The following is a 22,461-nucleotide window of genomic DNA, read 5'->3' on the forward strand; positions in this document are numbered from 1 at the left end:
GGCCACCGACAACGTCAACCGGCGCAACCATGACACTGCCGAATAGTGTCATTGACAAATGTCATCATTGGGCGTTGTATCCGATCCGTGCTCATCGACGAGACGGCAGCCGCGCTGCCGCAGCGCGGTTCCTGGCGATCCCGCGGCGCCGCCGCCCTGGCCGGCCTGACCCTGCGCCAACTCAGCCTCGTGATCCCGCCCGGCCAGCCGTGGGGACTGTGGACCTCACGTCAGATCGTCGCCCGACTGATGGACACGTTCGGACCCTCCCTGGCTGGGACCCGGGTCGAGCCGGTCGACGTCCACACTCCCGACGGGCACCGCGTGAAAGGCGAATGGGTCTGGGGCGCGGGCGTTCCCCGCGACACCTCCCGGGCGATCTACTTCGTGCACGGCAGCGGCTACGTCCTGTGCTCGACCCGCACCCACCGGCGGTTGGTCTCCTGGCTCTCCCGGCTGACCGGAGTCGGCGTCTTCAGCATCGACTACCGCCTGGCGCCGCGGCACCGGTTCCCCACCGCCGCAGACGATGTCCGCCACGGCTGGGATTGGCTGACCGGGCACTGCGGTATCACGCCCGACCGCATCGTGCTGGCCGGTGACTCCGCAGGCGGCCACCTCGGCGTCGACCTGCTGCTGCAGCCCGACGTCCGCCACCCCGCCGGCGTGGTGCTGATGTCGCCGCTGGTGGACCTGACGTTCACCCTTGCCCGGTCGCGGGAACGCACCCGTCCCGACCCCACCATGCGTTCGCACCACGCCATCCGGCTTGTGGACTTGTATTGCACCGGAACAGAATCCGCCCATCCCCGGCTGACCCTCGACGTCGCCGGCGGACGACCGCTGCCACCGACGCTGATCCAGGCCGGTGAGGCCGAGATGCTCTCCGCCGACGCGATCGCGCTCACCGAGGATCTGCGCGCCGCCGGCGGCCGCGCTCATCTGCAGCTCTGGCCCGACCAGGTCCACGTCTTCCAGGCGCTGCCGAGGCTGATCCCCGAGGCGGTGCCCGCGATGCGCGTCGTCGCCGCGTTCGTCACCGACGTCCTGGCCGACAACGCCGTCGAACAGGCCGGCTGACATGGGGCTGTTCGGTTCCCGACGCAGCCACCGCGCCGACGCGGTGATCACCGGAGCGGGCAGTGGCATCGGCGCCGCGTTCGCCGCCGAGCTCGCCCGCCGCGGCGGCCGGGTGCTGTGCAGTGACATCGACCTCGACGCCGCCCAGGTGACCGCCGATGCCCTGGTCGCCGACGGCGGGACCGCACAGGCCGTCCGCTGCGACGTCACCGACGTCGACGACGTGTACCGGCTGGCCGAGGCGGCACACTCATGGTTCGGCGGAGCGCCGACACTGGTGGTCAACAACGCCGGGGTCGGCGCGGGCGGGGCACCGATCGGCGAGACCGACCTCGCCGACTGGCGATGGGTGCTGGGGATCAACCTGTGGGGCCCGATCCACGGGTGCCACGTGTTCGCCCCGATCCTGCGCGACGCCGGCCGGCCCGCGGGCATCATCAACGTCGCCTCCGCCGCGGCGTTCGGCGCCGCGCCCGGCATGGCCGCCTACAACGTCAGCAAGGCCGGCACGCTGTCCCTGTCGGAGACGCTGGCCGCCGAACTCGCCGGCACCGGCGTCAACGTCACCGTGCTGTGCCCGACGTTCGTGAAGACCAATATCATCAGATCCGGCGGCGCCGCAGGCCGGATCTCGGACCGGTCCACCCAGCTCGCCGACAACCTGATGCGCTGGATCGGCTTCTCTCCCCAGCGCGTCGCCCGCACGTGCCTGGACACCCTCGACCGCGGCGGGCTCTACTGCATGCCGCAACCCGAGGCCCGAATCGGCTGGGGCATCAAACGTTTCACCCCGACGGTGTACACCCGCGCCGCCGGTCTGGTCACCCGCGTCACCACCTGAGAGGATCACCATGGCCACCGCATCGATCGACATGGACGCCATGCTGGCGAAGATCAAGGACCGGCAGTGGGCGCTGGCCGACATCGACTGGGCCGCACCCGGTGCGGAGAGGATCACCGACGAGCAGCGGCCCAAGCTCAAGGCGTTCATGGCCGACCTGTGCTGGATCGAGAACATCGGCGCACGCGGCTTCGCCGCGCTGGCCAAGAAGGCGCCCACCCCGACGATCGCCGAGATCTACCGTTACTTCCACGCCGAGGAGCAGCGGCACGCCAATGCCGAACTGGCGCTGATGAAGCGGTGGGGCATGCTCGACGACGGCGAGATGCCCGAACCGAACGTCAACATCCGGCTGGCGATGGACTGGCTGGACCGCTACGCCGACGGCATGTCGCTGTCGATCCTGGGCACCGTGATCCCGATGCTGGAGGTGGCACTCGACGGCGCGCTGCTGAAGTTCCTGCTCGAGGAGGTCGACGATCCCGTCTGCCATCAGGTGTTCGAGAAGATCAACAACGACGAATCCCGGCATCTGGTGGTCGATTTCGCGGTGCTCGACATGATCGGTCACGCCGACGTGCGGCGGCTGGCCATCGAGTTCGTCGGCACCGTCGCCTCGCCGAGCCTGATCATCGGCGCGCTGATGTACATCCCGCTGCTGAACCGGGTGGTCGACGAGATCGCGGCGATGGGCCTGGAGCCCGAACGCCTGCACCAGGCGATGCTGCGCTTCAAGTCGCTCGGCGATCGCGGCGAGAACACCTGGCGCGTACCGACCTACCAGGTGCTCAAGCGTCACGCCGCGGTGGTCGTCAACCCGCGCCATCCCTACCACCTGCTGGCCAACACGATGGTCCGGCTGTCGGACTTCTATCCGCGGTCCCTGCTCAAGCCGATCCCCAGCTGGTTCAAGGAACTCACCCACGAGCCGGCGGCCTGACCCGTGGCCCGACCCCGCATCCATGACACCCTGATCGTCGGCGCCGGCTTCTCCGGACTGGGCGCCGCGGTCAAACTGCGCCAGGCCGGTGTCGACGACGTCGTGATCGTCGAACGCAGCGACCGCGTCGGCGGTACCTGGCGGGACAACACCTACCCCGGCGTCGCCTGCGACATCCCGACGATGCTGTACTCGTTCTCGTTCGCCGACAACCCCACCTGGTCACGGATGTACCCGTCGGGCGGTGAGATCTACGCCCACATCGAAGACCTGACCGACCGGCACGGGCTGCGGCCGCTGATCCGGTTCGACACCGAGATCACCGGCCTGAGCTTCGACGAGCGAGCCGGGGTGTGGACCGCGACGACCAAGGGCCGCAAGCGCTTCGCGGCCCGCACCGTCGTGTTGGCCGCCGGACCGCTGGCCGACCACAAGCTGCCCGACATCCGCGGCATCGACACCTACCGAGGCCGCACGATCCACAGCGCGGCCTGGGATCACGACTTCGACGTCACCGGCAAGCGGGTCGCGGTCATCGGCACCGGCGCCAGCGCCGTGCAGATCGTGCCGGAACTGGTCAAGACGGCGGCCTTCGTCAAGGTGTTCCAGCGCACCCCGGGCTGGGTGCTGCCCCGCCCGGACGTCGAGATGCCCACGTCGGTCCAGGCGCTGTTCGCCAAAGTGCCTGCCGCACAGGAGCTGGCACGCCAGGTACTGTTCTGGGGACACGAGGCGTGCGCGGCGGCGCTGGTGTGGAACACGCCGCTGAGCGGGCTGGTCGCCGCGCTGGGCAAGGCGCATCTGCGGGCGACGGTCAAGGACGCCTGGCTGCGGCGGCAGCTCACCCCGGGCTTCACGCCGGGCTGCAAACGCATGCTGATCTCCAACGACTACTACCCCGCGCTGCAGCGCGACAACTGCAAGCTCATCGACTGGCCGATCGCCACGATCAGCCCGGCCGGCATCCGCACCAGCGACGGCGTCGAACACCATCTCGACGCGATCGTGTTCGCCACCGGATACGACGTGCACCTTTCGGGTCCGCCGTTCCCGGTCACCGGGCTGGGCGGCCGCTCGTTGCAGCAGGAGTGGGCGGATCACGCCGAGGCCTTCAAGAGCGCCAGCGCGCACGGCTTCCCGAACCTGTTCTTCATGACCGGCCCCAACTCCGGACCGGGGCACAATTCCCTGCTGGTGTACATCGAGGGCCAGATCGACTACGCGGTCAGCGCCGTCACCACGATCCTGGGCCAGAACCTGCGCTACCTCGACGTCCGCGCCGACACGCAGCGCCGCTACAACGCCGCGATCCAGCAGCGGTTGACCAGGACGACCTGGATGTCGGGCTGCCGCAGCTGGTATCTGACCGCCGACGGGTTCAACGCGTCGATGTACCCGGGGCTGGCGACGCAGTATCTTCGACAGATGCGCCAATTCCGGCTCGACGACTACCACGCGGTGGCACACGAGGTGCGGGCACGCACCGTCACCTCCACTGCCTGAGCACCCCGGGATGTCCCAGCCGAAGTCCAGCGGGCCGATTCCGACCATCCTGCGCCGCATCCGGCGCGGCTCCCGCGACGTCGTCGAGACCGCGGTGTCGCAGTTGTTCGACGCCGCGGTGCAGCCGCACGGCGCCGCGGAATCCGGCGAGTACCGCATCGACGAACTGGCCCGGCTGGCCGGCACCACCACCCGCAACATCCGCGTCTACCGGGACCGCGGGCTGCTCCATCCGCCGCTGCGGGTCGGCCGGATCGCGCTGTTCAACGACACCCATCTGACCCGGCTGCGGCTGATCACCTCGCTGCTCGACCGCGGGTACAACCTCGCGCACGTGCACGAGATGCTCTCGACGTGGGAGCAGGGCAAGGATCTGGGCGACATGCTCGGTCTGGAGTCGGCGATCGCGGGCAGCTGGGCCACCGAGAAGCCGCAACGGATGACGCTCGCCGAGGCGCGGCGGCTGATCGACGACGACGGCGCCTTCACGCGGCTCGTCGCGCTCGAGATCATCCGTGTCGAGCAGGAGCACGCCACCGTCGTGCGGCCCACCCTGGTCGATGCGTTCACCGAGATCCACCGGTACGGCGTCGCCTACGACAAGCTCATCGACATCCACGAGCAGGTCAGCCCGCTGCTCGATCAGATCAGCGCGATCCTGGTGCAGGCCGGCCTCGACGAAGTGCTCGACAAGATCAACCCGGGCGCCGCGATGCCCGACGACGTCAAGGTCGCCGAGCTGATCACCACGTTGGTGCGATTCCGCACTCAGGCCGTCACCGCCGTCGCCGCCACCCTGGCGTTCTCGATCGAGACCGCCGTCGAGACGACCGTCGCGCAGATGCTGGGCGACCTCGTCGAGAAGAACACCGACCCCGAGTGAGCAGGCCCTAGGCGCCCAACGCCGGGCCGATCGTGGTGTTCCAGGACTCCTGCATCTCGGACTCGAAGAGCCCCCAGGTGTGCGAGCCGTCCGGGCGCACGATGTAGGTGATCGGAATGCCCGCCGCCGCAGCGGAATCGGCGAACACCCGGGTGCTGTCGGCGATGATGCGCTCGATGAATCCACCGGTGATGTTGGGGCCGAACCCGTCGGGCAACCGATCGACCGCGCCCACGTTGCCCGAGCCTGACGCGGCCACGTACACGGCCGTGCCCGCCAGCTTCGCGACGTTCTTCGACGGATCGTGCGCGATCCACAACGGGCCGCCGGGCGGGCCCCACATCGCGTCGGCACTCGCACCTCCGGACCCCAGCGTCAACGCCACCTGCTGGGCGTTGTCCGCCGGGGTGAGGAAACCGCTGTAGGAGCCGACGGCCCGATAGAGGCCGGGCGCCTGGACCGCATAGTCGACGGCGGTGCCGCCGGTGCTCGACAACCCGCCGACGGCGTTGCGCCCGTTGGCCTTGTATTCGGCGTTGATCAGTGGCGGCAGTTCGCGCGTCATGTACGTCTGGTACTGCTTGCCCGGGTCGGCGACCCAGTCGGTGTACCAACTGAACGCACCCCCCAGCGGGGAGACCACGTTGACGTTCTTGTTCGCGAAAAAGCCCTGGATGTCGGTCATTCCGAACCAGCTCTTGGTCCCCGGCGGCCGGGGACCGTCGAGATCGTCGCCGCCGTCGATACCGGGCAACAGGTAGAAGGTGGGAGCCCCCGCTTTCGAGGCCTTGAACACGTCGTTGACGATGACCTTGTTCATCGACGGGGAGGACACCGAGACCTTGTCCCACCGGTCGTTGACGTGCTCGATGCCGGTGATGTGCGCCCCCTGCGGCTGCGCGTGCGCCGGAAGGGGCACTCCCAGAACGGCGATCACGAAAGCGATCACGACAGCGACGATGCGGCCCCGGCTGATCATGACGGAATTATGACAAGACTCGCCATTTCCGCTCGAGAATTGGAGACATTACTCCCATTCGATGGTGCCGGGCGGCTTGCTGGTGATGTCCAGCACCACCCGGTTCACCTCGCGCACCTCGTTGGTGATGCGCGTCGAGATCCGTTCCAGCACTTCGTACGGCACCCGAGTCCAGTCGGCCGTCATCGCGTCCTCGCTGGAGACCGGGCGCAGCACGATCGGATGTCCGTAGGTGCGGCCGTCGCCCTGTACACCGACCGACCGGACGTCGGCCAGCAACACCACCGGGCACTGCCAGATCTGGTGGTCCAGCCCGGCCGCGGTCAGTTCCTCGCGGGCGATCGCGTCGGCACGGCGCAGCGTGTCGAGCCGGTCCGCGGTGACCTCACCGACGATCCGGATCCCCAACCCTGGCCCCGGGAAGGGTTGGCGCGCAACGATTTCCTCAGGCAGACCGAGCTCCCGGCCCACCGCGCGCACCTCGTCCTTGAACAGCAGACGCAGCGGCTCGACGAGCCTGAACTTCAGGTCACCGGGCAGCCCGCCGACGTTGTGGTGGCTCTTGATGTTCGCCGTGCCCGCGCCGCCGCCGGATTCCACGACGTCCGGATACAGCGTGCCCTGCACCAGGAACTCCACGGATACATTGGAACCCTCCGCGCCCTCCAGCGCGTCGCGCACCGCGCCCTCGAACGCCCGGATGAACTCACGGCCGATGATCTTGCGCTTGCCTTCGGGGTTGGTGACCCCGGACAGCGCCTCGAGAAAGCGGTCGGCCACGTCGACGGTGACGAGGTTCGCCCCCGTCGCGGCGACGAAGTCGCGCTGCACCTGGGCGCGCTCCCCGGCGCGCAGCAGACCGTGGTCGACGAAAACGCATGTGAGCCGGTCGCCGATGGCGCGCTGCACCAGCGCCGCCGCGACGGCGGAGTCCACGCCGCCGGACAACCCGCAGATCGCCCGTCCGTCGCCGATCTGGGCGCGCACCTGCTCGACCAGCGCGTCGGCGATGTTGGCCGGCGTCCACGCCGCGTCGATACCGGCGAATTCGTGCAGGAAGCGACTGAGCACCTGCTGGCCGTGCGGGCTGTGCATGACTTCGGGGTGGTACTGCACGCCGGCCAGGCGCCGCGACCGGTTCTCGAACGCCGCGACCGGAGCGCCGGAACTGGTGGCCACCACCTCGAACCCGGCCGGCGCCTCGGTGACCGCGTCACCGTGGCTCATCCACACCGGCTGCGTCTCGGGCAGGTCAGAATGCAGCTCGCCGCCAACGACTTTCAGCTCGGTGCGGCCGAATTCGCTGGTGCCGGTGTGCGCGACGGTGCCGCCGAGCGCCTGCGCCATCGCCTGGAATCCGTAGCAGATCCCGAAGACCGGGACGTCGAGGTCGAACAGTGCCGGGTCGAGCTGCGGCGCTCCCTCGGTGTAGACGCTGGCCGGCCCGCCCGAGAGCACGACGGCGCGCGGGTTACGCGCCTTGATCTCGTCGACGGTCGCGGTGTGCGGGATGACCTCGGAGAACACCCGCGCCTCACGCACGCGACGCGCGATGAGCTGGGCGTACTGGGCACCGAAGTCGACCACCAGTACCGGGCGGGGAGCAGCAGAATCCACCCGCACAGTCTAGTGGGGATGCTCGCGGGTCAGGCGCCCTGCGCCTCGGCGGTGGTCGGATCCCGCCGGTTCACCGTCTCGGCGCTGACCCCCCAGTCCAGGGCCGCGGGCGCACCCGCGGGCACCACCGGATGCGCGGGCTCGATGGGATCCAGCCGCCGGTACGGCTGGCCCTGCGCGGGCCGCAGGTCCTCTTCACCCTTGTTCGGCCACAGCGAGGCGGCCCGTTCGGCCTGAGCGGTGATCGAAAGCGAGGGATTCACACCGAGATTGGCCGAGATCGCCGCGCCGTCGACCACGGACAGCGTCGGATAGTTGTACACCCGGTGGTACGGATCGATGACGCCGCGAGCGGCGTCCTCACCGATGGCCGCACCGCCGAGGAAATGCGCGGTGAGCGGGATGTTGAACAACTCACCCCAGGTGCCGCCCGCGACACCGTCGATCTTCTCGGCGATGCGGCGGGTGACCTCGTTGCCCACCGGGATCCACGACGGGTTCGGTTCCCCGTGGCCCTGCTTGCTCAGATAGCGGTGGAACCCGAACCGGGTGCGCTTGGTGAACGTGGTGATCGAGTTGTCCAGGTTCTGCATGACCAGAGCGATCATCGTGCGCTCGCTCCAGCGCCGCGGGTTGAGCAGCCGCAGTGTGCCCTTCGGATCGTTGCGCGCGGTGCGCACGAGTTGCTTCCACCGGGGCACGTCGGTGCCTTCGGGTCCGGCACCGTCGGTCATCAAGGTCTGCAGCAGACCCATGGCGTTGGACCCCTTGCCGTAACGGCACGGCTCGACATGGGTGTCGGAGGTGGGATGGATGGACGACGTGATCGCCACGCCGTGGGTCAGATTCAGGTCGTCGGTGGCGCGCAGTCGGCCGGCCCCGACGATCGACTCGGAGTTGGTGCGCGTGAGCATGCCGAGCCGGTCGGAGAGTTTCGGCAGCCGGCCGGTGTCGCGCATCTTGAACAGCAGCCGCTGCGTGCCGTAGGTGCCGGCGGCCAGGACGACCTGGTTCGCGGTGAAGGTGCGCCGGGTGCGGCGCAACCAGCTTCCCGTCCGCACGGTGCGGATCTGCCAGGTGCCGTCGGGACGCTGGGAGAAGTCGGTCACCGTGGTCATCGGGCGCACCGTCGCGCCGGCCCGCTCGGCCAGCCCGAGATAGTTCTTGACCAGGGTGTTCTTGGCGCCGAAGCGGCAGCCCGTCATGCAGGAGCCGCACTCGATGCACCCGGTGCGCTCCGGCCCGGCACCACCGAAATAGGGATCGGGCACGGTCTTGCCGGGTGTCTTCTCGCCGTCGGGACCGAAGAACACCCCGACCGGCGTCGGCACCCATGTGTCGCCGACCCCCATGTCGTCGGCGACCTCCTTCATGATGCGGTCGGCGTCGGTGAACGTCGGGTTGGTGACCACGCCGAGCATCCGCTGGGCCTGGTCGTAGTGCGGCAGCAGCTCGGAGCGCCAGTCGGTGATGTCGCGCCACTGCGGGTCGTTGAAGAACGGCTCCCTCGGCACGTAGAGCGTGTTGGCGTAGTTCAGCGACCCGCCGCCCACCCCGGCGCCGGCCAGGATCATCACGTTGTTGAGCAGGTGGATGCGCTGGATGCCGAACATGCCGAGCCGCGGCGCCCACAGGAACTTGCGCAGGTTCCACGAGGTCTTGGCGAACTCGGGGTCGGCGTAGCGCTTGCCGGCCTCGAGCACGAGGACCTTGTAGCCCTTCTCGGTCAGGCGCAGCGCGCTGACGCTGCCGCCGAAGCCGGAGCCGATGATGACGACGTCGTAGTCGGTCTGCATTCGACCATTATGAACTTACCGGCCGGTAGATCTCTAGACAGGGCGGCCTAATTTGTAAAGTGAGCCCTTTCACACTGGCGCCGAAGCCTCAGCTGCCGACCGTGAGACCGACCTTCTGGAATTCCTTGAGGTCGCAGTAGCCGGCCTTGGCCATCGACCGGCGCAGGCCGCCGACCAGGTTGAGCGCTCCGAACGGATCGTCGGACGGGCCGGTCAGCACCTGCTCGAGCGTGGGACGTTCCCCGACAGCCACCTGCAGCAGCGCGCCGCGCGGGAGCGACGGGTGCGCCGCCGCGGCGGGCCAGAACCAGCCCCCGCCCAGCGCCTCGGCGGCCGAGGCCAGCGGCGTGCCGAGCACCACGGCGTCGGCGCCGCATGCGATCGCCTTGGCCAGGTCGCCGGAGGTGTGGATGTCCCCGTCGGCCAGCACGTGCACGTACCGGCCGCCGGTCTCGTCGAGGTACTCCCGGCGCGCGGCGGCGGCGTCGGCGATCGCGGTGGCCATCGGCACGCTGATGCCGAGCACCTCGTCGGACGTCGTCACCCCGGTGGTCGAGCCGTATCCGACGATGACGCCCGCGGCGCCGGTGCGCATCAGGTGCAGCGCGGTGCGGTGGTCGAGCACGCCACCCGCCACCACCGGCACGTCGAGTTCGGAGATGAAGGTCTTGAGGTTCAGCGGCTCCCGGTCCTGCGCGACCCGCTCTGCCGAGATGATCGTGCCCTGGATGACCAGCAGGTCGATGCCGGCCGCCACCAGCGTCGGCGTCAGCGCCTGCGCGTTCTGCGGCGAGACACGCACCGCGGTGGTGACCCCGGCCTCCCGGATCCGCGCGACGGCTGCGCCCAGCAACTCGGGATCCAAAGGCGCAGAATGCAATTGCTGCAGCAGGCGGATCGACGCCGACGGGTCGGGCTCCTTCGACGCGGCCTCGATGACCTCGGCGATGCGGGCCTCGACGTCGGCGTGGCGCCCGATCAGGCCCTCGCCGTTGAGAATTCCGAGCCCACCCTGGCGTCCCAGCTCGATCGCGAATTCCGGTGACACCAGCGCATCGGTCGGGTGGGCGAGCACCGGGATCTCGAACCGGTAGGCGTCGAGCTGCCAGGCCGTCGACACGTCCTGGGACGAGCGGGTGCGCCGCGACGGCACGATGTTGATGTCACCCAGTTCGTAGGTTCGTCGCGCCGTCCGACCCATGCCGATCTCGACCATGTCTCGCATTTCTCGCTCCCCTGTTCAGCCCGCAACGACCCTAGCGGGTGGTGTAGTTGGGGGCTTCCACCGTCATCGTGATGTCGTGGGGATGACTCTCCTTGAGCCCGGCCGCGGTGATCTGCACGAATTGTGCCTGCTGCAGCTGCTCGATGGTGGCCGAACCGGTGTAGCCCATCGCCGCGCGCAGACCCCCGACGAGCTGGTGGATCACCTGCGACAGCGGGCCGCGGAACGGCACCCGGCCCTCGATGCCCTCGGGCACCAGCTTGTCCTCGGAGAGCACATCGTCCTGGAAATAGCGGTCTTTCGAGTAGCTGCCGCGCAGGTTGCCGCCTGCGCCGCGCCCCTGCATCGCGCCCAGCGACCCCATGCCCCGGTAGCTCTTGAACTGTTTGCCGTTGACGAAGATCAGCTCACCGGGCGACTCGGCGGTACCGGCCAGCAGCGACCCCAGCATCGCGGTGGACGCGCCGGCCGCCAGGGCCTTGGCGATGTCGCCGGAGTACTGAAGCCCACCGTCGGCGATCACCGGCACGCCGTGCGGCGCGCATGCGGCGACGGCCTCCAGGATCGCGGTGATCTGAGGAGCGCCCACACCGGCCACCACGCGCGTGGTGCAGATCGAGCCCGGGCCGACGCCCACCTTGACCGCGTCGGCACCCGCCTCGACCAACGCCAGGGCCGCCGCACGCGTGGCGACGTTGCCTCCGACGACCTCGACCCGGTCCCCGACGGTGACCTTGAGCCGGTGCACCATCTCGAGCACGCCGCGGTTGTGCGCGTGGGCGGTGTCGACGATCAGCACGTCGACCCCGGCGTCGGTCAGCGTCATGGCGCGCGCCCACGCATCGTCGCCGACGCCGACCGCGGCGCCGACGAGCAGGCGCCCGTCGCTGTCCTTGGTGGCCAACGGGAACTGCTCGGTCTTGACGAAGTCCTTGACCGTGATGAGCCCGGTGAGCTTGCCGTGCCCGTCGACGATCGGCAGCTTCTCGATTTTGTTGCGGCGCAACAGACCCAGCGCCGCCTCGGCGGACACGCCCTCCTGCGCGGTGATCAACGGCGCCTTGGTCATCACCTCGGCCACGGCCTTGGACTGGTCGACCTCGAAGCGCATGTCGCGGTTGGTGATGATTCCAACAAGGGAGCCGAGGGCATCCACCACCGGCAGGCCGGAGATGCGGAACCGCGCGCACATCGCGTCGACCTCGGCCAGCGTGTTGTCCGGCGAGCAGGTCACGGGGTCGGTCACCATGCCGGCCTCGGACCGCTTGACGGTCTCCACGGCGCCTGCCTGCTCGGCCACGGGCAGGTTGCGGTGCAGCACGCCCATCCCGCCGGCGCGGGCCATCGCGATGGCCATCCGCGACTCGGTCACGGTGTCCATCGCGGAGCTGACCAGCGGCACCTTCAGCCGGATCTTGCGGGTCAGCTGACTCGAGGTGTCGGCCGTGGCGGGGATCACATCGGAGGCCGCGGGCAACAGCAGGACGTCGTCGAACGTGAGCCCGAGCATCGCCACCTTGGTCGGGTCATCGCCGCCGGTGGGCACGGGCACGGCCAGGGGAATGCTGCTCTCGGCGATCGACATGGGAGCCTCCAGTAACCAGACACGGGACAGGCGACAGACGCGACCTGAAAGCCCATCTTATCGGCATCAAGCTCGGCATTTCTGTTCGCCATGACGTGCCGGGCGAGTGCTGGCGCGATCCCCCGGGGGCTGCGTACTCTTGTGTCGTGCGAGACCACCTGCCGCCAGGATTACCGCCTGACCCGTTCGCCGACGACCCGAGTGATCCGTCGGCGGCGCTGGATGCGCTGGAGCCGGGTCAGCCGCTGGATCCGCAGGAACGCACCGCCGTGGAGGCCGACCTGGCCGACCTGGCTGTCTACGAAGCGCTGTTGGCGCACAAGGGGATTCGCGGTCTCGTCGTCTGTTGCGACGAATGCCAGCAGGACCACTACCACGACTGGGACATGCTGCGCGCAAACCTGTTGCAGCTGCTGGTCGACGGAACCGTCCGCCCGCACGAGCCGGCCTACGATCCCGAGCCCGACTCCTACGTCACCTGGGATTACTGCCGCGGCTACGCCGACGCGTCCCTCAACGAGGCCGCCTCGGAGTCCGACGGCTATCGCTGACGGCTGAACCGACTACGGTCAGCGCACCTGTCCCGGCGGCGTCGCCGGGATCACCGGAGCCGCAGGCTCTGCGGGAATCACCAGCAATGTCGTCGTGGTCGGCACCACCTGCTGGACCGGTGAGGGCACCGTGGTGGCCGGCGCCAGCGTCGAGGTCGGTAGCGGTGTCGGCGACGGCTGGGGTGTCGGCTGGGGTGTCGGCGTCGCCCGAGGGGCGGACGTCGCCGACGCGGTCGTCGACTGCTGAGTCACCACCGACGTCGACGTGGGCGTCGGCGCCACGGTCGTCGTCGGCGTCGGTGACGGCGCCGCGGTCGTGACGGTGGTCGTCGGTGTCGGGCTCGGTGCGGCCGTCGTCGATGACGGTGTCGGTGTCGGCGACGAGGCGCCGACCGAGGTGGACGTCTCCGACGACGGCGCCGGCGAACCGCTGGTCGACGTCTCCGACGACGGCGATGTCGCCGACGGGTCGGTCGACGAACTGGTCGACGTCGTCTCCGTCGGCACGGTGAGCGACAACGTGTTCGGGTCGACGCTGATCGACGGGAACGTGGGCAGCGGGGCGCCCGGAGACACCGTCGCAGCCGGATCCTGAGCCTCGACCTTGACGGTCAACTCCTGCCACTGGGACACGAGCTCGGCCTTGCGCTCGTCGTTGCCGACTCCGGCGACCGTGGTGGTGACGGCCTCGAGCTTGGCCTGAGCGCCCTGCCAGTCGCCCTGTTCGATGAGCTTCTGCACCTGCTGCATCTCGGTCTGAGCGGCCAGCGCCACCGCGTCGTCACGGGCCTGGGTCTGCTCCCCGAACAGCACGGTGCGCAGACCGTAGAGAGCATCGCCCGGTCCGGATCCGGCGATCACGGCGCCGAAGCCACCCAGGCACAGCACGGCCGCGGCTGCCGAGCCGACCACCGCCAGCGACAACCGCCGCCGTCGGCCCGGGGACGACGCGCGGTCCAGCGCCGCCGCGGCCTCCTCGGTGGTCAGCACCGATCCCATTGGGGTCTCACGCACATCGTCGCGCCAGCCGGCCAGCAGGTACGCCAGCTCGGCGTCGCCGCGGTCGGTGGAGTAAACGGGTTGCTGCGACGCCAGCGCGTCGAGGAACTGGTCGGTGCGGTTGATCTCGTTCAGCGACGGATCACCGCCATTGGCGTTCCAGCGTCCGAAATCAGGCATGGTCACGTCCTGTCGCCATGATCTCCGCCTTGAGACGCGACAGCGCGCGGTGCTGGGCCACCCGCACCGCACCCGCGGTACTGCCGACGGCCTCGGCGGTCTCCTCCGCGCTCATCCCGACGACCACGCGCAGGATCAGGATCTCGCGCTGCTTCTCGGGGAGCACCTGCAGGAGGGCGTTCATGCGGGCCGACGATTCGGATTCGATGGCCTTCTGCTCGGGACCGGCCTCACCGGAGAAGCGCTCGGGCACCACATCCATCGGATCGGCCTTGTTCCGCCCGGCGGCGCGGTGCGCGTCAGCAACCTTGTGCGCTGCAATGCCGTACACGAAGGCCAGGAACGGTCGTCCCTGATCCTTGTACCGCGGCAGCGCCGTGATGGCAGCCAAGCACACCTCCTGAGCAACGTCATCAGCTGAGAGACCGCTACGTTCCGCGGTCCCCACGCGCGCCCGGCAGTACCGGACGACGAGGGGGCGGATGATCTCCAGCACCTCCCGGAGCGCGTTCCGATCACCGGCGATCGCTTCAGCAACGACAGCATCGAGACGTTCTCCCGAAATTGTCATCGTGAGCAGGCTCTCCAGCGTTACGTCGGGGACACATCCCGGAAGGGGAGGTGGCTGTACCAACCGGTACCTATCGGTGCCGGCTCAGACAAACAATAACGACCGGGATGGGCGCAACCGCGTTAGCGCGAGCGCCACACGCCGCCTCGTCTGATCACGGTTTCGGCGCAAACGTCGCGGATGTCCGTGACCTGGGCGGGGGAATACTCGGCGCTGCCGATGCCGACGAGCAGCGATGCGACCGCCCAGCGCAGAGGCACGAGACCGTGCTCGCCGGTCTCGGCCAGCGCGCGGTCGCCCTCCCGGCGGGCCGCGTCGAGATCGCCGGCGGCGCAGTGCGCGGCGGCGAGGACCACCCGTGACTTGACCCGGTGCCGGACCGAGGGAGCCGCGTCGGCCAGGCGCACGGCGCGTTCGGCGTGCGCGAGCGCGGCGCCCTCGCCGCGTGCCATCGCCAGCTCCGCCGACACCCACGCCAGCCGGATCGGCAACCGCGCGCACGGGGTGGCGGCGACGAGTTCGGCGGCGCGCTCCAGCGCGCGCTGCGAGGCGGCGAACCGCCCCACCCCGAGCGCATCGGCGGCCAGACCGATGAGAGCGTCGGCTCCGGCCTCACCGGTCCCGCCGGAGCGCGCCCACGCCGCGCCGTCGAGCGGGCGGGCGCGGTCGTGCCAGCCGAGTTGACGAAGGAAGGAGGCGCGGGTGCTCTGCGCCAGCGACCCGAGCCGGCCGCCCGGGCGCAACCGCATCAGCGCATCGAGATCGGAGTTGGCGCACGCGTAGCGGCCCTGCCCGGCCGCGGCGACGGCACGCAACCACAGATCCTCCGGCGTCGCTGCGCCCGGCAGCGGCCACGCACCGGGGTTGCTGCCGAAGGCCTCGTCGTCCATCTCAGGACGCGACGCTATCAACCCCGCCGATCTGTTGAGCGCGTCAGTTAACAGTTCGTGGTGACCATGTTACGAACAGGAAAACTGATCGACGAATGTCGACTTCGATTCGGGCAGCGCGGAATTAACTGACCGGGAGAAATGGCGCCTAAAGAGGCGGTGGATCGGTCGGCGATATCACCTCACTCGTTGCGAACGGGTCGCACCGATGAACGTGATGTAAATTTTCTGCCTGCGCGTATGCGGTTTCGCACACAGGGGCGGTATTGACGGAAATTCGTGAGCCCTTCTACGTTGTGTGCACGAGTGGTCATCGGCGACTGTGCTCGGATCTTTTCCACGACTGACACAACCACGTCGTCCGCGAAATGGGTGTGCAGAGAGGGGTTTCGCAGTGCCACAGCCGCAGCAGCTTCCCGGTCCGAACGCCGACATCTGGGATTGGCAGATGCAAGGCCTTTGCCGGGGAGTCGATTCCTCGATGTTCTTCCATCCCGACGGGGAGCGTGGCCGGGCCCGCGCCCAGCGGGAGATGCGCGCCAAAGAGATGTGCCGCAGTTGCCCGGTGATCACCCAGTGCCGTTCGCACGCGCTGGCCGTCGGTGAGCCCTACGGCATCTGGGGCGGGCTGAGCGAGTCCGAGCGCGAGCTTCTGCTCAAGCGGGGGATCCGCCGGTCGGCCTGATCGCGGCGCGGCCGCGGCTTCGGCGCGAAACCGCCCGAGACGGCCGGACCCGACGTTAGGCTGCGACAGGTGAGCACGGCCGCTGAACGCGCTGCCCAACTCGACCTCGTCGCCCGGCTGAAGTCGGCGTTCCCCGAACTCCCCGACGCTCCCCCGCCCGACATGCTCGATCCCGCGCGAATCAAGGCCTATCTCAAGCCGGTTCACGATGTCGGCGGGGAACCCGACGCGCCGATGAAGTACGAGAACAAGCAGTACGAAACCTGGGAAGAGCTCACCTACGTCATGTGCGAGGTGCTGGCCTGGCGCGGCATCTGGCTCTCCGAGGAACGTCGCCGCATCGGCAACGTCGACGTCGGCCGGGCCGAGTACCTGGGACTGCCCTACTACGGCCGGTGGCTCCTCGCGGTCGCCCGGGTGCTGGTGGAGAAGCACCACATCGGCCTCGGTGAGCTCAGCGAGCGCATGGCCGAGGTCAAGGACCGCTACGCCGGCGGACTCGACGGCCGGACCCCTGACGCCGCGCCCAAGTCGGAGGGCGACGGCGCCGGGGTGCGGCGCAACGCCCACCATCGGCACGCCGTCGGCAAAGGCGATCCGCAGGTGTACGCCGGTCTGGCCGGGGAACCGAAGTTCGCGGTCGGCGACGCCGTCGTCGTGCGGGATCTGCCGGTGGTCTTCTACACCCGCACCCCCGAGTACGTGCGCGGGGCGACGGGACGGATCGCCACCGTGGCCTACGAGAGTCCGGCCGCCGAGGACGAGACCTGGGACCGCCCCGACGCCCGGCCCGAGTGGTTCTACGTGGTCGAGTTCAACCAGTCGCAGCTGTGGCACGGCTACACGGGCACCGCCACCGACACTTTGCGCACCGAACTGCCCGAGCGCTGGCTCGCCGCCGTCTGAACGCTGCTGTCGGAGAAGGGAAACCGCCGTGTCCCACGATCATGACCACGATCACGATCGGACCGTGAAGCCGATGGTGGACGAGATCACCGACTTCGAGGTTCTCGAGATCGCATTGCGCGAACTGTGTATCGAGAAGGGTATCTTCACCGCCGAAGAGCACCGGCGGTTCACCGAGTTCGCCGAGCAGATCGGCCCGACGCCCGCGGCCCGCCTGGTCGCCCGCGCGTGGCTGGATCCGGACTTCAAGCGCCTCGCGCTCACCGAACCGATGACGGCGAGCAAGGAGGTCGGCGTCGATTGGATGGAGCCGACCGGATTCGGAACACCCAGCGACTTCACGGCTTTCGAGATCCTCGAGGACACACCCACCGTCCACCATGTGATCGTGTGTGCGCTGTGCTCCTGCTACCCCCGGCCGATCCTGGGCAATTCGCCCGAGTGGTACCGCACCCCGAATTATCGCCGGCGCCTGGTGCGCTGGCCGCGGCAGGTGCTCGCCGAATTCGGCCTGTACCTGCCCGACGACGTCGAGGTCCGGGTGCAGGATTCCAACCAGAAGCACCGCTTCATGGTGATGCCGATGCGCCCCGACGGCACCGACGGCTGGTCCGAAGACCAACTCACCGAGATCATCACGCGTGACTGCCTGATCGGGGTGGCGCTGCCCAAGCCCGGCGTCACCACCAACGTGATCACCGATACCCGCCCGGCCCTGCACCCGATGAGCGACTGAGTCGTGGAGAGCTCAGCGCTGCAGCAGATCGTCGAACGCAACCAGGTGTGGACGCGAATGGCGGCCAAGTACGGCGTCGAGAATCCGGTGCCGCCGTGGAAGACCAGCCTCGACGGACTGTGTGACGCACTCGATCGGGCGGCGTGCGAGGCCGACGTCCCGACCTTCAAGGAGCGTCGCGACGAGGAGGACTCTCTGGTGGCCACGATGTACGCCGAGTTGCCGTACCCGGAGAATCAGCTAGTGGCGCTGGCCCATTCCCTGCTGGCGCGCGGCGTGATCACCGAGGCGGACCTGCAGCAGCGGATAGCCGCGATCCGCGCACGCCTGGAGGCCTAGTCCGCAGAGCTGAGCGCGGTCTGTCCCGGCAGTCGGGTGCGACGGTCGGCGCGGCGAGCCTGCAGCCGGCGTCGGCGCACCTTCCACGAACTCCACTCGCCCAGCGTGACGCCGGCGGCCAGGGCCGTCCCGATCGCGAAAGCGCCGAGAACCGAGGCGAATCCGAGCGCGTGCTGGTCGTTGAGGATCGCGTAGATGCCGTGCAGCAGCGCAAGACCGGGCAACAGCGGGACGATGCCGGCGATCGACACCACCAGCGGCGGTGCCAGGTTGCGGCGCTCCATCAGCCGGCCGACCAGACCGATCGGCACGGCGGCCAGGAACGATGCGACGACGGCGCCCAGACCGGCGCCCTGGGCCAGCAGGAACGCGATGGTGCCCGCGGCCCCGCCGAATGCGGCGGCGATCGCCGCGGAGCGCTCGGCGTAGCAGGCCAGCGCGTAGGCGGCGGCGCTGGCAGCACCGAACGCGACACGAGCCGGGAACTCGGCCAGCGCGGGCGGAGCGTGCGCGTCGATGGCGACGAACGGTGCCCCGAAGCGGTTCGCGAGGTGCAGCACCAGCGCGACGCCGGCGATCGTCGCGCCGGTCATCATGACCAACTCGAAGAACCGGCCGGCCGCGGTGACGGGTGCGCCACTGATGACGTCGCCGACGGAGCCGACGAGCGACAGCCCGGCCAGCAGCACGACGAGGCCTGCGGCGATGGCCACGGTCGGTTCGAAGTGCAGTCCGAGCCGTGGGCTGAGCCAGTACAGGATGATGGGCGGCGCGGCGGCGATCGCTCCGCCGACGGCGTACTGGAAGAAGAACGGGAGGCCGTGGCGGTTGAGCCGCCGGTTCACCCGGTCGATGGTCATCGTGCTCAGCGCGCTGACCACACACGCCAACCAGCTCGCGCCGAGGGTGCCCGCGGTGGCGAACGCCAGCGCGCCCCAGGCGAGCGTCGCGATCCACCGCCGATAGGGATGGGGCGCGGTGATGATGGTGTCGAGTTCGGCGCGGGCCTCCGACGGGGAGACCTCCCCGGCGCGGATCTTGCCGATCAGCCGGTCGACGGCGGCCAGCCGGCTGAAGTCGATAGAGCGCGACTGCACGATGTGCAGCGTGCTGACCGGAGACGACGGCCCGCGGTAGGCCGCGACGTGGATCGTCGTGTTGATGACGTCGACCTCGCAGCGGTCGACGCCGTAGGCGGCGGCGATGGCGGTGACCTGATCCATCGTCGCGGTGGCCGGGGTGCCGGAGGCCATCAGGAGGGCGCCGATGTTGCCGGCGAGATCGAGCACCTCACCGACACGCGCGTAGTAGGCCTCGTCCGCCGCGGTGTCCGACAGCGGGATGCGCGGCATGGCGCCGGTCGGCGGATCGGTCTCCCGAATGATGCGACTCAGGATCCCGCGCTGACGTGACTGCGCGCCCACGACTGTGCCCCTCTTTCCTTTCTCGGATTCACTCAGCCTTCGCGGTCATGAGCAAAACTCATTTTACTCATGGCAGCGGCGTTGACCAGGCCTCGCCGGGGTGAGAGTGGGCACACCAGGTCAGGGGACGCGGACCCAGGGCCGGCAGTTGTGCGACTCGAAGGATTGCACCGTCGGGTTGATGTTCGCGTACATCGGGCCGAGGGACATGTTCGTCGCGACGACGTGGGCCTTGTCCGGGTCCGGCGTGCTGTAGGTGAACCACAGACACATCGAGTCCTGGGTGGGCACGTCGTTGATCCACACCCCGAACGTCGAGGCGGTGCCGTCGGTGCGATACAGACCGAGCCCGACGTCGGGTCCGACGACGAAGAACCCCTCACCCGGAATCGGATCCAGGGGTTCTGCGCTTGCCGGCGGCCCGAGCGCGACCGCGATCACGCCGGCGACGAGCCCGGCCGCGGCGAGCCGTCGCCATGTGCTGGACGACGAAGTCTTGATCGCCACATCAAAACACCCCCGGCCTGACGACCGGGGGTGTTTCGACGTTGCGCGATCAGTGGTGGTGGTGCCCATGACCGTGGCCGTGGCCATGGCCGTCGTCGGCCGCCTCGGCCGGCTTCTCGACGACCGCGGTCTCCGTGGTCAGGATCATCCGCGCGACCGACGCCGCGTTGACCACCGCCGAACGGGTCACCTTGACCGGGTCGACGATTCCGTCGGCGATCAGGTCACCGAACTCCAGCGTCGCGGCGTTGAAGCCCTGGCCCACGGGGAGCTCCGAGACCTTGTTCACCACGACCGAGCCGTCCAGCCCGGCGTTGGTGGCAATCCAGTACAGCGGCGAGGACAGCGCGGCGGCGAACACGTCGACGCCGAGCGCCTCATCGCCCTTGAGCTCCTTGCGGAGCGAGTCGAGTGCGCTGCGGGCCTGCACGAGAGCGGCACCGCCGCCGACGACGATGCCCTCCTCGACGGCAGCCTTGGCGGCAGACACGGCGTCCTCAACGGCTTCCTTGCGCTTCTTGAGGTCCGTCTCGGTGGCCGCGCCGACCTTGATGACGGCGACGCCGCCCGCCAGCTTGGCCAGCCGCTCCTCGAGCTTCTCGCGATCCCAGTCGGAATCGGAGGCCTCGATCTCCGAGCGCAGCTGCGCCTTGCGGCCCTCGATGGCCTCCTGGGTGCCGCCGCCGTCCACGATCACCGTGCTGTCCTTGTCGACGACGACCCGGCGTGCGGAGCCGAGCACCTCGAGGCCGACCTCGCGCAGCACCAGGCCGACGTCGGGGTTGACGACCTGCCCGCCGGTGACGACCGCCAGATCATCGAGGAACGCCTTGCGACGATCGCCGAAGAACGGCGCCTTCACCGCGACGGCCTTGAGCGTCTTGCGAATAGCGTTGACGACGAGCGTCGACAGCGCCTCGCCCTCGACGTCCTCGGCGACGATCAACAGCGGCTTGCCGGCCTCGGCGACCTTCTCCAGCAGCGGCAGCAGGTCGGGCAGCGAGCTGATCTTCTCGCGGTGCAGCAGCACTACCGCGTCCTCGAGAACCGCTTCCTGCGAATCGAAGTCGGTGACGAAGTAGGCCGAGACGAAGCCCTTGTCGAAGCCGACGCCCTCGGTGATCTCCAGCTCGGTGTTCAGCGTCGACGACTCCTCGACCGTGACAACGCCGTCGGCGCCGACCTTGGTCATGGCCTCGCCGACCAGTTCGCCGACCTGCTCGTCGCGCGAGGACACGGTCGCGACCTGGGCGATGGACTTCTTGTCCTTGACGGGGGTGGCCGCGGCCAGCAGGGCCTCGGACACGGCGTCGGCGGCCTTGCTGATGCCCGATCCGAGCGCGATCGGGTTCGCGCCGGCGGCGACGTTGCGCAGGCCGGCCCTGACGAGCGCCTGGGCCAGCACGGTGGCAGTGGTGGTGCCGTCACCGGCGACGTCGTTGGTCTTGGTGGCGACCGACTTGACCAGTTGGGCGCCCAGGTTCTCGAACGGATCCTCGAGGTCGATCTCGCGGGCGATGGTCACACCGTCGTTGGTGACGGTCGGACCGCCGAAGGCTTTGGCGAGCACCACGTGGCGACCGCGGGGACCCAGCGTCACCTTGACCGCGTCGGCGAGTTTGTCGACGCCGACCTCCATGGCGCGACGCGCGGTTTCGTTGAACTCAATTTGCTTGCTCATAAGTTTCTTTCCCTAAAGGCGGGTATGACGCGCACCGCCCCGGACATCACCCGCGCGTGCGGGAACGTCCGGGGCGGAACACGATTCGCTTACTTGGAGACGACAGCCAGCACGTCGCGGGCCGAGAGGATCAAGTACTCCTCGCCGTTGTACTTGATCTCGGTGCCGCCGTACTTGCTGTAGATGACGACGTCGCCCTCCGACACGTCCAGAGGAATCCGCTTCTCGCCATCCTCATCCCAGCGGCCGGGGCCAACTGCGACGACGGTGCCTTCCTGCGGCTTCTCCTTGGCGGTGTCGGGGATGACCAGACCGGAAGCGGTCGTGGTCTCGGCCTCGTTGGCCTGAACGAGGATCTTGTCCTCGAGTGGCTTGATGTTCACGCTCGCCACGATGGAGCCCCTTCACTGATGTAGGTGTGTGTACTCGGTGACCGGTGTCCGCCCCCGCGCCGTCGTCGCGGGTGTCGACACGGGGAGGTCCGGTTGCCACCTAGCACTCTATACATGAGAGTGCTAGGTCCTCAAGGCTCACGGGCAGCGA

The 22,461-nt window shown here is 69.0% G+C and carries 22 protein-coding genes; 10 read left to right on the forward strand and 12 right to left on the reverse strand.

All coding sequences use genetic code 11. The features are described 5' to 3' along the window. Positions 1–87: 87 nt before the first annotated feature. From MCHUDSM44219_RS16870 to MCHUDSM44219_RS16890, 5 genes are read left to right on the forward strand one after another with little or no spacing between them, the layout of a single operon-like run. Positions 88–1,080 (forward strand): alpha/beta hydrolase, encoded by a 993-nt coding sequence (locus MCHUDSM44219_RS16870; RefSeq protein WP_172506325.1) that lies wholly within the window; start codon positions 88–90, stop codon positions 1,078–1,080. 1 nt (position 1,081) lies between these two features. Next, the gene (locus MCHUDSM44219_RS16875) at positions 1,082–1,921 is read left to right on the forward strand and encodes an SDR family NAD(P)-dependent oxidoreductase (RefSeq protein WP_082162249.1); all 840 of its coding nucleotides are present in this window, start codon (positions 1,082–1,084) and stop codon (positions 1,919–1,921) included. A gap of 10 nt (positions 1,922–1,931) precedes the next feature. Then, on the forward strand, positions 1,932–2,861 hold the full coding sequence (locus MCHUDSM44219_RS16880; protein ID WP_048419406.1) for a hypothetical protein: 930 nt from the start codon (positions 1,932–1,934) through the stop codon (positions 2,859–2,861). Positions 2,862–2,864: 3 nt separating this feature from the next. Further along, positions 2,865–4,364 (forward strand): flavin-containing monooxygenase, encoded by a 1,500-nt coding sequence (locus MCHUDSM44219_RS16885; RefSeq protein ID WP_048419407.1) that lies wholly within the window; start codon positions 2,865–2,867, stop codon positions 4,362–4,364. 10 nt (positions 4,365–4,374) lie between these two features. Further along, the gene (locus MCHUDSM44219_RS16890) at positions 4,375–5,247 is read left to right on the forward strand and encodes a MerR family transcriptional regulator (RefSeq protein ID WP_048419408.1); all 873 of its coding nucleotides are present in this window, start codon (positions 4,375–4,377) and stop codon (positions 5,245–5,247) included. Between the two features lie 7 nt (positions 5,248–5,254). Here the strand turns inward: MCHUDSM44219_RS16890 and MCHUDSM44219_RS16895 are convergent, their stop codons facing one another. The 5 genes from MCHUDSM44219_RS16895 to guaB all read right to left on the reverse strand — a co-directional run bounded on the left by MCHUDSM44219_RS16895 (position 5,255) and on the right by guaB (position 12,449). Beyond that, a complete protein-coding gene (locus MCHUDSM44219_RS16895; RefSeq protein ID WP_048419409.1) occupies positions 5,255–6,226 on the reverse strand; it encodes an alpha/beta hydrolase in 972 nt (323 codons plus the stop codon). A gap of 48 nt (positions 6,227–6,274) precedes the next feature. Then, positions 6,275–7,843: a glutamine-hydrolyzing GMP synthase gene (gene guaA / locus MCHUDSM44219_RS16900; protein ID WP_048419410.1), complete on the reverse strand. Its 1,569-nt coding sequence runs from the start codon at positions 7,841–7,843 to the stop codon at positions 6,275–6,277. 29 nt (positions 7,844–7,872) lie between these two features. After that, positions 7,873–9,639: a GMC family oxidoreductase gene (locus tag MCHUDSM44219_RS16905; RefSeq protein WP_048419411.1), complete on the reverse strand. Its 1,767-nt coding sequence runs from the start codon at positions 9,637–9,639 to the stop codon at positions 7,873–7,875. Between the two features lie 88 nt (positions 9,640–9,727). Beyond that, the gene (locus tag MCHUDSM44219_RS16910; RefSeq protein ID WP_172506364.1) at positions 9,728–10,855 is read right to left on the reverse strand and encodes a GuaB3 family IMP dehydrogenase-related protein; all 1,128 of its coding nucleotides are present in this window, start codon (positions 10,853–10,855) and stop codon (positions 9,728–9,730) included. Between the two features lie 40 nt (positions 10,856–10,895). Continuing rightward, entirely contained in the window at positions 10,896–12,449 is a 1,554-nt protein-coding gene (gene guaB, locus MCHUDSM44219_RS16915; protein ID WP_048419413.1) for an IMP dehydrogenase, read from the reverse strand. Positions 12,450–12,595: 146 nt separating this feature from the next. Here guaB and MCHUDSM44219_RS16920 point away from each other — a divergent pair, with 146 nt between their 5' ends. Then, on the forward strand, positions 12,596–13,000 hold the full coding sequence (locus MCHUDSM44219_RS16920; RefSeq protein WP_043406106.1) for a DUF5319 domain-containing protein: 405 nt from the start codon (positions 12,596–12,598) through the stop codon (positions 12,998–13,000). 18 nt (positions 13,001–13,018) lie between these two features. Here the strand turns inward: MCHUDSM44219_RS16920 and MCHUDSM44219_RS16925 are convergent, their stop codons facing one another. The 3 genes from MCHUDSM44219_RS16925 to MCHUDSM44219_RS16935 form a co-directional block, all read right to left on the reverse strand. Next, positions 13,019–14,179, reverse strand: a complete 1,161-nt coding sequence (locus tag MCHUDSM44219_RS16925) for an anti-sigma-D factor RsdA (RefSeq protein WP_048419461.1) — start codon at positions 14,177–14,179, stop codon at positions 13,019–13,021. Next, a complete protein-coding gene (locus MCHUDSM44219_RS16930; RefSeq protein WP_048419414.1) occupies positions 14,172–14,750 on the reverse strand; it encodes a sigma-70 family RNA polymerase sigma factor in 579 nt (192 codons plus the stop codon). The genes MCHUDSM44219_RS16925 and MCHUDSM44219_RS16930 overlap by 8 nt, the downstream gene beginning before the upstream one ends. A 122-nt stretch (positions 14,751–14,872) precedes the next feature. After that, positions 14,873–15,640 (reverse strand): tetratricopeptide repeat protein, encoded by a 768-nt coding sequence (locus MCHUDSM44219_RS16935; protein ID WP_048419415.1) that lies wholly within the window; start codon positions 15,638–15,640, stop codon positions 14,873–14,875. 394 nt (positions 15,641–16,034) lie between these two features. Here MCHUDSM44219_RS16935 and MCHUDSM44219_RS16940 point away from each other — a divergent pair, with 394 nt between their 5' ends. From MCHUDSM44219_RS16940 to MCHUDSM44219_RS16955, 4 genes are all read left to right on the forward strand, one after another. Further along, a complete protein-coding gene (locus tag MCHUDSM44219_RS16940; RefSeq protein WP_043406099.1) occupies positions 16,035–16,325 on the forward strand; it encodes a WhiB family transcriptional regulator in 291 nt (96 codons plus the stop codon). A gap of 69 nt (positions 16,326–16,394) precedes the next feature. Beyond that, complete coding sequence (locus tag MCHUDSM44219_RS16945; RefSeq protein WP_048419416.1) at positions 16,395–17,231, forward strand: SH3-like domain-containing protein; 837 nt, start codon at positions 16,395–16,397, stop codon at positions 17,229–17,231. Between the two features lie 73 nt (positions 17,232–17,304). Next, complete coding sequence (scnC, locus tag MCHUDSM44219_RS16950; RefSeq protein WP_109777818.1) at positions 17,305–17,967, forward strand: thiocyanate hydrolase subunit gamma; 663 nt, start codon at positions 17,305–17,307, stop codon at positions 17,965–17,967. Positions 17,968–18,024: 57 nt separating this feature from the next. Beyond that, positions 18,025–18,306 carry a thiocyanate hydrolase gene (locus MCHUDSM44219_RS16955; RefSeq protein WP_236695497.1) on the forward strand — a complete coding sequence of 94 codons (282 nt, stop codon included), beginning with the start codon at positions 18,025–18,027 and terminating at the stop codon, positions 18,304–18,306. Here MCHUDSM44219_RS16955 and MCHUDSM44219_RS16960 read toward each other — a convergent pair. From MCHUDSM44219_RS16960 to groES, 4 genes are all read right to left on the reverse strand, one after another. Beyond that, positions 18,303–19,730 carry a threonine/serine exporter family protein gene (locus MCHUDSM44219_RS16960; protein WP_236695494.1) on the reverse strand — a complete coding sequence of 476 codons (1,428 nt, stop codon included), beginning with the start codon at positions 19,728–19,730 and terminating at the stop codon, positions 18,303–18,305. The two genes, MCHUDSM44219_RS16955 and MCHUDSM44219_RS16960, sit on opposite strands and share 4 nt — an antisense overlap. A gap of 120 nt (positions 19,731–19,850) precedes the next feature. Next, complete coding sequence (locus MCHUDSM44219_RS16965; protein ID WP_236695495.1) at positions 19,851–20,237, reverse strand: Rv1352/Rv1906c domain-containing protein; 387 nt, start codon at positions 20,235–20,237, stop codon at positions 19,851–19,853. A 49-nt stretch (positions 20,238–20,286) separates the two neighbouring features. Next, positions 20,287–21,918, reverse strand: a complete 1,632-nt coding sequence (groL, locus tag MCHUDSM44219_RS16970) for a chaperonin GroEL (RefSeq protein WP_048419419.1) — start codon at positions 21,916–21,918, stop codon at positions 20,287–20,289. 89 nt (positions 21,919–22,007) lie between these two features. Continuing rightward, on the reverse strand, positions 22,008–22,310 hold the full coding sequence (gene groES / locus MCHUDSM44219_RS16975) for a co-chaperone GroES (RefSeq protein ID WP_003929249.1): 303 nt from the start codon (positions 22,308–22,310) through the stop codon (positions 22,008–22,010). Between the last annotated feature and the right edge of the window lie 151 nt (positions 22,311–22,461).

It is taken from the genome of Mycolicibacterium chubuense (genome assembly GCF_001044255.1).
GTDB lineage: Bacteria > Actinomycetota > Actinomycetes > Mycobacteriales > Mycobacteriaceae > Mycobacterium > Mycobacterium chubuense.